The sequence below is a fragment of the Enterobacter sp. K16B genome, assembly GCF_020216105.1.
Classification (GTDB): Bacteria; Pseudomonadota; Gammaproteobacteria; order Enterobacterales; family Enterobacteriaceae; genus Enterobacter; species Enterobacter sichuanensis.
The window spans coordinates 1-12,264 of the sequence record NZ_JAIWJZ010000019.1 but is presented as its reverse complement, the minus strand read 5'-3'; the positions used below and the strand labels follow the sequence as shown (position 1 = coordinate 12,264).

At 57.5% G+C, this 12,264-nt stretch carries 11 protein-coding genes; 8 read left to right on the top strand and 3 right to left on the bottom strand.

What is annotated here, in order from left to right:
• The first annotated feature begins 70 nt into the window (after positions 1 to 70).
• From greB to feoC, 5 genes are all read left to right on the top strand, one after another.
• Positions 71 to 544 carry a transcription elongation factor GreB gene (gene greB / locus LDK53_RS04860; protein WP_045285981.1) on the top strand — a complete coding sequence of 158 codons (474 nt, stop codon included), beginning with the start codon at positions 71 to 73 and terminating at the stop codon, positions 542 to 544.
• A gap of 86 nt (positions 545 to 630) precedes the next feature.
• On the top strand, positions 631 to 2,961 hold the full coding sequence (locus LDK53_RS04855) for a Tex family protein (RefSeq protein WP_225284758.1): 2,331 nt from the start codon (positions 631 to 633) through the stop codon (positions 2,959 to 2,961).
• A 280-nt stretch (positions 2,962 to 3,241) separates the two neighbouring features.
• Entirely contained in the window at positions 3,242 to 3,469 is a 228-nt protein-coding gene (feoA, locus tag LDK53_RS04850; protein WP_008503050.1) for a ferrous iron transporter A, read from the top strand.
• Positions 3,470 to 3,499: 30 nt separating this feature from the next.
• The gene (gene feoB, locus LDK53_RS04845) at positions 3,500 to 5,818 is read left to right on the top strand and encodes a Fe(2+) transporter permease subunit FeoB (protein ID WP_045285983.1); all 2,319 of its coding nucleotides are present in this window, start codon (positions 3,500 to 3,502) and stop codon (positions 5,816 to 5,818) included.
• 10 nt (positions 5,819 to 5,828) lie between these two features.
• Positions 5,829 to 6,065 carry a [Fe-S]-dependent transcriptional repressor FeoC gene (gene feoC, locus LDK53_RS04840; protein WP_025758111.1) on the top strand — a complete coding sequence of 79 codons (237 nt, stop codon included), beginning with the start codon at positions 5,829 to 5,831 and terminating at the stop codon, positions 6,063 to 6,065.
• 33 nt (positions 6,066 to 6,098) lie between these two features.
• On the opposite strand, the gene LDK53_RS04835 is transcribed toward feoC, so the two are convergent.
• A complete protein-coding gene (locus tag LDK53_RS04835) occupies positions 6,099 to 6,368 on the bottom strand; it encodes a YdgH/BhsA/McbA-like domain containing protein (RefSeq protein WP_025758113.1) in 270 nt (89 codons plus the stop codon).
• A 111-nt stretch (positions 6,369 to 6,479) separates the two neighbouring features.
• On the bottom strand, positions 6,480 to 7,253 hold the full coding sequence (gene bioH / locus LDK53_RS04830; RefSeq protein ID WP_225284756.1) for a pimeloyl-ACP methyl ester esterase BioH: 774 nt from the start codon (positions 7,251 to 7,253) through the stop codon (positions 6,480 to 6,482).
• A gap of 36 nt (positions 7,254 to 7,289) precedes the next feature.
• On the opposite strand from bioH, the gene gntX reads away from it, so the two are divergent.
• From gntX to gntT, 3 genes are all read left to right on the top strand, one after another.
• The gene (gene gntX, locus LDK53_RS04825; RefSeq protein ID WP_225284754.1) at positions 7,290 to 7,973 is read left to right on the top strand and encodes a DNA utilization protein GntX; all 684 of its coding nucleotides are present in this window, start codon (positions 7,290 to 7,292) and stop codon (positions 7,971 to 7,973) included.
• 61 nt (positions 7,974 to 8,034) lie between these two features.
• Positions 8,035 to 8,610, top strand: coding sequence for a Fe-S biogenesis protein NfuA (gene nfuA / locus LDK53_RS04820; protein WP_008503055.1), 576 nt, complete (start codon positions 8,035 to 8,037; stop codon positions 8,608 to 8,610).
• A 362-nt stretch (positions 8,611 to 8,972) separates the two neighbouring features.
• The gene (gene gntT, locus LDK53_RS04815) at positions 8,973 to 10,289 is read left to right on the top strand and encodes a gluconate transporter (RefSeq protein WP_024907902.1); all 1,317 of its coding nucleotides are present in this window, start codon (positions 8,973 to 8,975) and stop codon (positions 10,287 to 10,289) included.
• An 86-nt stretch (positions 10,290 to 10,375) separates the two neighbouring features.
• On the opposite strand, the gene malQ is transcribed toward gntT, so the two are convergent.
• On the bottom strand, positions 10,376 to 12,264 hold a 1,889-nt coding region (malQ, locus tag LDK53_RS04810), incomplete at its 5' end, for a 4-alpha-glucanotransferase (protein WP_225284753.1).

Below are 12,264 nucleotides of genomic sequence, written 5' to 3'. Positions count from 1 at the left end.
CTGTCAGATATGCGATGTGATACGTAATGTGCGCAAGGTTTGCAATGATGTCGAGTCTGAAGGTCACCCAATGAAAACGCCCCTGATCACCCGCGAAGGGTACGAAAAACTCAAAAAAGAGATGGACACCCTGTGGCGCGAAGAGCGCCCTGAAGTGACCAAAAAAGTGACCTGGGCAGCAAGCCTGGGCGATCGCAGCGAAAACGCTGACTACCAGTACAACAAAAAGCGGCTGCGTGAGATCGACCGCCGGGTACGCTATCTGACCAAATGCCTTGAAAACCTTAAAATTGTCGATTACTCCCCCCAGCAGGAGGGCAAAGTGTTCTTTGGCGCGTGGGTTGAGATTGAGAACGACAACGGTGATACCCTGCGTTTTCGCATTGTCGGCTACGATGAAATTTTTGGTCGTAAGGATTACATCTCCATCGACTCCCCGATGGCCCGCGCGCTGCTGAAAAAAGAGGTGGGCGACCTCGCCGTCGTGCAGACACCCGCCGGTGAAGCCAGCTGGTACGTCAATGAGATCGTCTACGTAAAATAGTCCGAGAGCGCCCTCCCCGGCTGGCATTTTGCCGTGTCAGCCCGTATAACTATCCCCTGATTTTTGACCCACAAGATGATAAAGCCATGATGAAAGATTCGCTCTGCCGCATTATTGCGGGTGAACTTCAGGCCAGAGCCGAACAGGTAGAAGCTGCCGTTCGCCTGCTTGATGAAGGGAACACCGTGCCGTTTATTGCACGTTATCGTAAGGAAGTCACCGGCGGGCTGGATGACACGCAGCTGCGTAACCTGGAAACCCGTCTGGGTTATCTGCGCGAACTGGAAGAACGTCGTCAGGCGATCCTCAAATCCATCGGCGAACAGGGCAAACTGACCAGCGAGCTGGAAGCCGCCATCAACGGCACCCTGAGCAAAACCGAGCTCGAAGACCTCTATCTGCCGTACAAGCCGAAGCGCCGCACGCGCGGGCAGATTGCGATTGAAGCGGGCCTTGAGCCGCTGGCAGAGCTGCTGTGGAACACGCCGTCACATGATCCGGAAACCGAAGCGGCGAAATTTATCGATGCCGATAAAGGCGTGGCGGACACCAAAGCCGCTCTTGATGGCGCACGCTACATTCTGATGGAGCGCTTCGCCGAAGACGCAGCCCTGCTTGCCAAAGTGCGTGATTACCTGTGGAAGAATGCACACATCGTCTCTACCGTCGTCGCGGGTAAAGAGGAAGAGGGCACGAAATTCCGCGACTACTTCGATCACCACGAACCGATTTCTACCACCCCTTCTCACCGTGCGCTGGCGATGTTCCGTGGCCGCAACGAAGGCGTGCTGCAGCTCTCCCTGAACGCCGACCCGCAGTTTGACGAGCCGCCGAAAGAGAGCCACTGTGAGCAGATCATCATCGACCATCTTGGCCTGCGCCTGAACAACGCCCCGGCAGACAGCTGGCGTAAAGGCGTGGTCAGCTGGACCTGGCGCATCAAAGTGCTGATGCACCTCGAAACCGAGCTGATGGGCACCGTGCGTGAGCGCGCCGAAGATGAAGCGATCAACGTCTTCGCCCGTAACCTGCACGACCTGCTGATGGCCGCCCCTGCGGGCCTGCGGGCCACCATGGGTCTCGATCCGGGGCTGCGTACCGGCGTCAAGGTGGCAGTCGTGGACGGCACCGGTAAACTGGTCGCTACCGACACCATCTATCCGCACACCGGCCAGGCCGCCAAAGCGGCCGTCGTGGTGGCCGCGCTGTGCGAGAAGTACAACGTGGAGCTGGTCGCCATCGGCAACGGTACGGCGTCCCGCGAAACCGAACGTTTCTACCTCGACGTGCAGAAGCAGTTCCCGAAAGTGACGGCGCAGAAAGTGATCGTCAGCGAAGCGGGGGCCTCCGTCTATTCCGCGTCCGAGCTGGCAGCGCAGGAGTTCCCGGACCTGGACGTTTCTCTGCGCGGTGCGGTCTCGATCGCCCGTCGTCTGCAGGATCCGCTGGCAGAGCTGGTGAAAATCGACCCGAAATCCATCGGCGTGGGCCAGTATCAGCACGACGTGAGCCAGACTCAGCTGGCGCGTAAGCTGGATGCGGTGGTGGAAGACTGTGTTAACGCCGTCGGCGTGGACCTGAACACCGCCTCCGTTCCTCTGCTGACGCGCGTGGCGGGCTTAACCCGCATGATGGCGCAGAACATCGTCGCCTGGCGCGATGAGAACGGTCAGTTCCAGAACCGCCAGCAGCTGCTGAAGGTAAGCCGTCTGGGGCCAAAAGCGTTTGAGCAGTGCGCGGGCTTCCTGCGCATCAACCATGGCGATAACCCGCTGGATGCCTCCACCGTCCACCCGGAAGCGTACCCGGTGGTGGAACGCATTCTGGCCGCCACCCAGCAGGCGCTGAAAGATCTGATGGGCGACAGCAGCGCCCTGCGCAACCTGAAAGCCGCTGATTTCACTGACGACAAGTTTGGTGTGCCTACCGTTACCGACATCATCAAAGAGCTGGAAAAGCCGGGCCGCGATCCGCGCCCTGAGTTTAAAACAGCGAGCTTTGCCGACGGTATCGAGACCATGAATGACCTGCTTCCGGGCATGGTGCTGGAAGGCGCAGTGACCAACGTCACCAACTTTGGCGCATTTGTCGATATCGGCGTGCATCAGGATGGTCTGGTGCATATCTCATCGCTAGCCGACAAGTTCGTTGAAGACCCGCATACCGTGGTCAAAGCGGGCGACATCGTGAAGGTTAAAGTGCTGGAAGTGGATCTGCAGCGCAAGCGAATCGCCCTGACCATGCGTCTGGACGAGCAGCCAGGTGAAACCAGCGCGCGCCGCGGGGCTAACGGTGGCGGTCGCGAGCAGCAGCGCCCGGCCGCTAAAGGCGCGAAACCGCGCGGACGTGATGCCCAGCCTGCAGGCAACAGCGCGATGATGGATGCGCTGGCGGCCGCGATGGGTAAGAAACGCTAACCCCTCACCCTAACCCTCTCCCCAACGGGGAGAGGGGACAAATTATATCGTAATAGATGAAACCGATTGCACATCCATATTTAAACCGCGAATTATCACCCCGTTAACAAATACTCCCCTTTTCGTTTTCCCGTCATTTCAGCAAATATTGAGCAAGGTCAAACAGGCCGTAAATTAATACCGCAAACAACATTCCGTCACAGTTTTAATATTGCTGATAAAAACTATTCTCATTATCATCGCATAGTAGATTATTTAACCTTTCGTGGAATCAGGCATTATGCAATTCACTCCAGACAGTGCATGGAAGATTACCGGTTTTACCCGCGAAATTAGCCCGGCCTATCGGCAAAAGCTGCTGTCACTGGGCATGCTGCCCGGCTCGTCATTCCAGGTGGTACGCGTGGCCCCGTTAGGCGATCCGGTTCATATCGAAACCCGACGCGTGAATCTGGTACTGCGTAAGAAAGACCTCGCATTAATAGAAGTCGAAGCCTTATCCCGATAACAAGCCAGCGGTTTCAGTGAGTCTAAAAAAATGAAAAAGTTAACTATTGGCTTAATTGGCAATCCTAATTCCGGCAAGACGACGCTTTTTAACCAGCTGACAGGGGCCCGCCAGCGCGTGGGCAACTGGGCCGGGGTAACGGTTGAGCGTAAAGAGGGTCAGTTTACGACAACCGACAACCAGGTCACGCTGGTTGACCTTCCCGGCACCTACTCTTTAACCACCATTTCGTCACAAACCTCGCTCGATGAGCAAATTGCCTGTCACTATATTCTGGGCGGCGACGCGGACCTGCTGATCAACGTGGTCGATGCCTCCAATCTCGAGCGTAACCTTTATCTGACGCTGCAGCTGCTGGAGCTGGGGATCCCCTGCATCGTGGCGCTCAACATGCTCGACATTGCGGAGAAACAAAAGCTGCGCATCGACGTCGACGCCCTCTCCGCGCGCCTGGGTTGCCCGGTGGTTCCGCTGGTCTCGACGCGTGCTCGCGGGATTGATTCCCTGAAGCTCGCCATCGATCGCCATGCGGGGAATCGCGACGTTGAACTGGTGCATTACGCGAAGCCCCTCCTGCGCGAAGCCCATATGCTGGCGCAGGAGATGGACAACAGTATGCCGGCGAAACAGCGGCTGTGGCTCGGCCTGCAGATGCTGGAAGGCGATATCTACAGCCGTGCTTACGCCGGACATGCGGCTGATAAACTCGACGTAACCATGGCGCGTCTGAGCGACGAGCTGGACGACCCGGCGCTGCACATCGCCGATGCCCGTTACCAGGCCATCGCGTCGATCTGCGATGTGGTCAGTAATGCCCTCACGGCAGAACCCAGCCGCTTTACGGCGGCGGTGGATAAGGTTGTGCTTAACCGCTTCCTCGGCTTGCCCATCTTCCTGCTGGTCATGTACGTGATGTTCCTGCTCGCCATTAACATCGGTGGCGCGCTCCAGCCGATTTTCGATGCCGGTTCCGTTGCGGTCTTCGTGCATGGAATTCAGTGGGTGGGCTACACCCTGCACTTCCCGGAATGGCTAACCATCTTCCTCGCACAGGGGATCGGCGGCGGTATCAACACCGTTCTGCCGCTGGTGCCGCAGATCGGCATGATGTACCTGTTCCTCTCGTTCCTGGAAGACTCCGGTTACATGGCGCGCGCCGCGTTCGTGATGGATCGCCTGATGCAGGCGCTGGGCCTGCCGGGTAAATCCTTCGTCCCGCTGATTGTCGGCTTTGGCTGTAACGTCCCGTCGGTGATGGGGGCGCGCACGCTTGATGCGCCGCGCGAACGTCTGATGACCATCATGATGGCGCCGTTCATGTCCTGCGGTGCCCGACTGGCGATCTTTGCCGTCTTTGCCGCCGCCTTCTTTGGCCAGCAGGGCGCGCTGGCGGTCTTCTCCCTGTATGTGCTGGGCATCGTGATGGCGATCCTCACCGGCTTGATGCTGAAACACACCATCATGCGGGGTGAAGCCTCACCGTTTGTGATGGAGCTGCCGGTCTATCACGTGCCGCATCTGAAAAGCCTGGTGATTCAGACCTGGCAGCGTCTGAAAGGCTTTGTGCTGCGCGCCGGTAAGGTGATTGTCATCGTCAGTGTTTTCCTGAGCGCGCTGAACAGCTTCACCCTTAGCGGGCAGGCGGCAGATAATATCAATGACTCGGCCCTTGCCTCCGTCAGCCGCGTCATCACCCCGGTCTTCAAACCGATTGGCGTGCATGAGGATAACTGGCAGGCAACCGTTGGGCTGTTCACCGGTGCGATGGCGAAAGAGGTGGTTGTCGGCACCCTGAACACGCTCTACACCGCAGAGAACATTCAGGAGCAGGAATTTGATCCAGCAGCGTTTCATCTCGGCCATGAACTGCTGGGTGCCGTAGAGGAAACCTGGCAGAGCCTGAAAGATACCTTTAGCCTGAGCGTGCTGGCCAACCCGATTGAAGCCAGCAAAGGCGATGGTGAAATGGCGACGGGTGCCATGGGCGTGATGAGCGAGAAATTTGGCAGCGCCTCCGCGGCCTATAGCTACCTCATCTTTGTTCTGCTCTATATCCCGTGCATCTCGGTGATGGGGGCAATTGCCCGTGAGTCCAGCCGTGGCTGGATGGGCTTCTCCATCCTGTGGGGGTTAAACATCGCCTACTCGCTGGCAACGCTCTTCTATCAGACCGTTAACTTCAGCCAGCACCCGCGCTACAGCCTGGTCTGCATCCTCGCGGTGGTTCTGTTTAACGTCATCGTGCTCGGCCTGTTACGGCGCGCGCGCAGCCGCGTCGATATCGACCTGCTGGCGAAGCGTAAAACCGCCGCGACCTGCTGCAATAGCCCGGCGGGCGACTGTCACTAAGGAGCACCTCATGGCATCGTTGATTCAGGTTCGTGATCTGCTGGCGCTACAGGGACGGATGGAGGCCAGACAATTAAGCCTCACCCTGCATACGCCGCAGCCGATGATCGATGCCATGCTGGAAAGGCTCGAAGCGATGGGGAAAGCCGTGCGGATTCAGGAAGACGCGGAAGGTTGCCTCTCCGGCAGTTGTAAAAGCTGCCCGGAAGGTAAAGCCTGCCTCAGGGAGTGGTGGGCACTGCGATAATAAAGCCGGGCTGTGATGCCCGGCTTTATCGTATTACTTATAGACGTCCGCCGTTGCGCGTACGTTTTTGGTCTGCTTTTCAGCACTGGTGACAACGTAGTAGGTTCCACCCAGTTCATCCGCTTTCTTCGACAGCTCTCTTCTTGCGTCCATCGGCGCGGTGGTGTCAGACGTAGAAATCTCACCAATTTTGGTCAGATTCATTCCTGCAACTTTATCTTTTTCCAGCTCTTTTGCCGCAAAGGCGCCAAATGAAAGTGACCCAATAACCAGAGAAGTGACAATACCTGTAACAAGTTTCATAGCCTGACTCTCCATAGGATTGTTGTTTTGATTATCGTAGGCAGAACAACCGCAACGACAAATGGAGTATGGTTGCGGTGTGTTACTTTTTCCAGGCTGGATGGAAAATAATCAGTCGAAACGTTGACTTAACGCAATGAGCGCTGAACAAAATTCCGCCGGATGAGAGATAAACGGGGCGTGCGCGGCTTTGGCAATGACCTGCGACTCGCTCTCCGGCCACAGCGCATCCAGAAGCGGAACCACTTTACGCGGCACCAGGCCGTCAAGGTAGCCATAGATACGCAGGTGCGGCATGGCCAGCGAAGCCAGCGGCTCGCGCAGGTCGACCGTTTTCAGGATCTCCAGCCCGCCGTTAAGCACCTCCACCTCCGGCATCGGCAGGGAAAGCACGGTCTGCTTCAACGTTCTTGCATCCTGACGCGCGGTTTCTGTGCCCATCGTCTGCAGAGCGAGGAAGCGCTCGACGGTCCGCTGGAAATCTTCGCTCAGCTGTTGCTGGAAGCTCGCCAGCACGTCAGGTTTTATACCTGGCCACGCCTCTTGTGCGCTAAAGCAGGGCGACGAGGCCACGGTCACCAGCGCCTTCACGCGCTCGGGCTGCGACAGCGCAATCTGGCTTGCCACCAACCCACCCAGGCTCCAGCCGAGCCAGATGGCGTTTTGCGGCGCAGCGTCCAGAACCTGCTGTGCCATCTCATCAAGCGACATCGCCCCAAAACCGCGGCTGCGGCCGAAACCGGGCAGATCCACCAGATGCAGGGTGAAATGCGAGGCAAGTTCCTCACTTATGCAATGCCATACTTCTGCATTCAGGCCCCATCCGTGCAGCAGCACAAGATGGCAATTTCCTGTTCCTGCAGTCTGCCACCACAGCGTCTTCATCAGTTACTGTTCTCTTTTTTCACATGGAGGTTGCACATGCTAACAGTGCCAGGCTTGTGCTGGCTATGCCAAATGCCGCTTGCGCTCAGTGGATGGGGTATCTGTTCTGTCTGCACGCGATCGTTCACAAGGCGTATCGCGACCTGCCCACAGTGCGGTTTACCGGCCACGAACCCCGCGTTTCCCTGTGGTCGTTGTCTCAAAAAAGCCCCGCCGTGGCACGCGCTGGTGGCCGTGGATGATTATGTTCCGCCGCTAAGCAGGCTTATTCATTCGCTGAAATTTTCCGGCCATAGTTCGCTGGCCCAGCCCCTGGCCCGCCTGCTACTGCTGGCGGTTTTACAGGCACGGCGTCAGCGCGCCCTGCCGAAAATCGACAGGGTGGTAAACGTGCCCTTATACCAGCGTCGGCACTGGCGGCGCCGCTATAACCAGAGCGATCTGATCTGCCGCCCCCTCGCCCGCTGGCTTGGCTGTCGGTATGACGCCCGCGCGCTTACGCGTGTTCATGCCACCGCCATTCAGCATCAGCTCAACGCCCGGCTTCGCAAAAGAAACCTCAAAAATGCCTTTCGCCTTGAATTGCCGGTCGACGGCCTCCATATCGCGATTGTGGATGATGTCGTCACCACAGGCAGTACCGTTGCTGAACTTTCCCGACTGCTTTTGCAAAGCGGCGCCGCGTCGGTTCAGGTATGGTGTCTGTGCCGTACCTTGTAGCCCTTCTTCAATGGGCGTATGATTATACCCAGGTAATTTAGTCAACTATTAGGCCAAAGCTATGATCCGTATTTCCGATTCTGCACAAGCGCACTTTGCCAAACTGCTGGCAAATCAGGAAGAAGGGACGCAGATCCGCGTGTTTGTGATTAATCCAGGCACTCCGAATGCAGAATGTGGTGTTTCTTATTGTCCGCCGGACGCGGTGGAAGCCACCGACACTGCCCTGAAATTTGAACAGCTCACCGCCTACGTTGATGAGCTGAGCGCACCGTATCTTGAAGATGCGGAGATCGACTTCGTCACCGACCAGCTGGGTTCTCAGCTGACCCTGAAAGCGCCAAACGCGAAAATGCGCAAAGTCTCTGACGATGCCCCGCTGATGGAGCGCGTTGAGTATCTGCTGCAATCCCAGATCAACCCACAGCTGGCTGGCCACGGCGGTCGTGTCTCCCTGATGGAGATCACCGACGAAGGCTTCGCCATTCTGCAGTTTGGCGGTGGCTGTAACGGTTGCTCCATGGTGGATGTGACCCTGAAAGAAGGGATCGAGAAGCAGCTGCTGAACGAATTCCCGGAACTGAAAGGCGTGCGCGACCTGACTGAACACCAGCGCGGCGAGCACTCATACTACTGATTCTTTGCCCGCCCGTATTGCCCGGTGGCGCTGCGCTTACCGGGCCTACGAAACAGTTACTGCATCCGAATCCCAGGCCGGGTACGGCGAAGCCGCCACCCGGCTTTTGTTATCCCGCCCCCCTCTATATGTTGACCTGCGTCTCATAATTCAAATTTAGCCTCCCAGGGTGATTCTCAATCTCGACATGTTACCCGTATCATTCTCGTGGGCACTCAGCATCCTTATAACAGCCGACTAAACTTAATGGTTTCGAAGGCATCAGTATGAGTGCCGTAAACACTCTGTTCCCAGTTGGGACAATCGGAACTTGTCGTTGAAACAATGACGTTACCCATAACAATTCAAAGGCCAGGTAAATCATGCCATTAGTCATCGTTGCTATCGGTGTTGTGTTATTACTGCTCTTGATGATCCGTTTCAAAATGAACGGATTTATCGCTCTGGTTCTGGTGGCGCTTGCAGTCGGTCTGATGCAGGGGATGCCGCTGGTAAAAGTCATCAGCTCGATTAAAGCCGGTGTTGGCGGCACGCTCGGCAGCCTGGCGTTGATCATGGGCTTCGGCGCTATGCTCGGCAAAATGCTGGCGGACTGCGGGGGCGCCCAGCGTATTGCCACCACGCTTATCGACAAATTTGGTAAGAAGAACATCCAGTGGGCGGTGGTATTAACCGGTTTTACCGTCGGTTTCGCGCTGTTCTATGAAGTGGGCTTTGTGCTGATGCTGCCGCTGGTGTTTACCATCGCGGCTGCGGCGAGCATCCCGCTGCTGTATGTCGGTGTGCCAATGGCTGCGGCGCTGTCCGTTACCCACGGCTTCCTGCCGCCGCACCCGGGTCCAACCGCTATAGCGACCATCTTCCACGCGGATATGGGTAAAACCCTGCTGTTCGGTACCATTCTGGCGATCCCGACCGTTATTCTGGCTGGTCCGGTCTATGCCCGCTTCCTGAAAGGTATTGATAAGCCGATTCCGGAAGGTCTGTACAGCGCGAAAACCTTCACCGAAGAAGAGATGCCTGGCTTTGGCGTCAGCGTCTGGACCTCTCTGGTACCGGTGATTCTGATGGCGATGCGCGCCGTGGCGGAGATGATCCTGCCAAAAGGTCATGCATTCCTGTCCGTGGCCGAATTCCTGGGTGACCCGGTGATGGCAACCCTGATTGCGGTCCTGATCGCGATGTTCACCTTCGGTCTGAACCGCGGCCGTTCAATGGATCAGATCAACGACACGCTGACCTCGTCCATCAAAATCATTGCCATGATGCTGCTGATCATTGGCGGTGGCGGTGCGTTCAAGCAGGTTCTGGTCGACAGCGGCGTGGACAAATACATCGCCGCAATGATGCATGAAACCAATGTCTCCCCGCTCCTGATGGCCTGGTCCATCGCCGCGGTTCTGCGTATTGCGCTGGGCTCTGCGACCGTTGCGGCGATCACCGCAGGCGGTATCGTTGCCCCGCTGATTGCGACCACGGGCGTGAGCCCTGAGCTGATGGTTATTGCCGTCGGTTCTGGTAGCGTGATTTTCTCTCACGTTAACGACCCGGGCTTCTGGCTGTTCAAGGAGTACTTCAACCTGACAATCGGTGAAACCATCAAGTCCTGGTCCGCGCTGGAAACCATTATTTCGGTGTGCGGTCTGGTCGGGGTGCTGCTGTTGAATATGGTGGTTTGATGTAAAAAAGCCGGGTGGCGCTGACGCTTACCCGGCCTACATTCCATTCCCTCTCCCCCAGGGAGAGGGTTAGGGTGAGGGTGGAACTACCGCTTCTTGCCCACCGCCCTTCTGCGCTTATCCAAATCCTTAATCAGCCTGTTCACCCCGTCATCGGCAAACATCTTCTCAAGCGTGGTGGAAAGTTTACGACGCCAGTTCTTGTACTGATAGCTGGTGCCCGGGATGTTGACCGGCTCCGCCATATCAATCCAGTCTTCCGGCTGCAGGCCCAGCAGGGCACTGTTGCTGTCGGCAATGTAACGCTGCAGACCACGGTTGAGCGTCGGGGTCATCGCCATCAGCGATGCCTTATGCCCGGCACGTTTCGGCAGACAGCCATGCTTATGCAGCGCATCCAGCAGGCCCTGCTTTGCCAGCTCGCGATCCTGATACAGGCCGCGAAGCACATCCTCATCCGGATAGAGACCCAGCGTTTTACCGAGCGTCAGATCGCCGCTTTCCCAATAGCCACGAAGCGTAGGAAGGTCATGCGTCGTCGCGACTGCCATTGACTGTTCAGGGTACGCTTTCGGCGCGCGGAAGGTTTTCTCATGGTCGTTTTCAAAATAGAGCACTTTATAGGAGTAAACGCCGCTGTCGCGGAGTTTGCTGACAATTTCCACCGGTACGGTGCCAAGATCTTCGCCGATCACCATGCACTGGTGACGCTTGCTTTCCAGCGCCAGGATCGACAGCAGATCGTCAACCGGATACTGCACATAGGCCCCGTGATCTGCCGTTTCACCGTACGGGATCCACCACAGGCGCAGCACAGACATCACGTGGTCGATACGCAATGCCCCGCAGTTCTGCATGTTGGCGCGCAGCAGGTCGATAAACGGCTCGTACGCGCGCGCCGCCATCACGTGCGGATCCATCGGCGGCAGGCCCCAGTTCTGGCCGAGCGGGCCAAGGATATCCGGTGGCGCGCCGACGGAGGCTTTCAGACAATAGAGTTCACGGTCGCACCAGGTTTCCGCACCGCCCTCTGCGACGCCGACGGCCAGGTCACGATACAGGCCGATCGGCATCTTATAGCCCTGGCTCACCTGCCAGCAGGCGGCAAACTGGCTGTACGCCAGCCACTGCAGCCACAGGTAGAAGTCCACTTCATCCGTGTGTTTTTTACAGAAGGCTTTCACTTCCGGCGTGTCGACGGACTGATACGCTTCCGGCCACACCGGCCAGCCCCAGCGCATTTCGTCCTCTTTCACCTGATATGCGTGCAGCGCATCAAATGCTGCCTGCCAGTACAGGCTCTCGCCCTCCTGAGTGACAAACTGACGGAAGGCCGCCATCTGCTCGTCATCGCGCTGCGAAAAGCTTTTCCACGCCAGACGCAACGCGGCCATTTTCAGCGCCGTGACGGTAGAATAGTCCACCCAGTCCGCGTCACGCGCCTGCTTCAGCGCCTGCTGGGTGGTGCTGAGTTTCCACCACGCCTGCGCCTCCTGGCTGTTTTTGAAATCGTCTAACGCATTAACATCGATATAAATCACGTTCAGCCAGCGGCGGGATGACGGGCTGTACGGGCTGGCGCTCTCCGGGTTGGCCGGATAAAGCGCATGGATCGGGTTGAGGCCGATAAACGCGCCGCCGCGTTCCCCCACGGAGGCCAGCATTTTCTTCAGATCGCCAAAATCACCGATACCCCAGTTGCTCTCTGAACGCAGGGTGTAGAGCTGCACGCAGGCGCCCCACAGCTTTTTACCCTCAAGCAACGCCTGCGGCTCATAGCAGCGTTTTGGCGCGACGATCACCCGGCAATGGAAGCGCTGGTCATCCTGGGTGAGCGTTAAGGAGTGGTAACCCTCCGGCAGCTTTGCCGGAAGGTTAAGGGTCTTACCGCCGGTAGCGTGGCCTTTATGCTGCTGGCCGTCTTCGGTGGTAAGCAGCCAGGTAAACTCGCCGCGCCCCTCCACCGTCAGCGGCA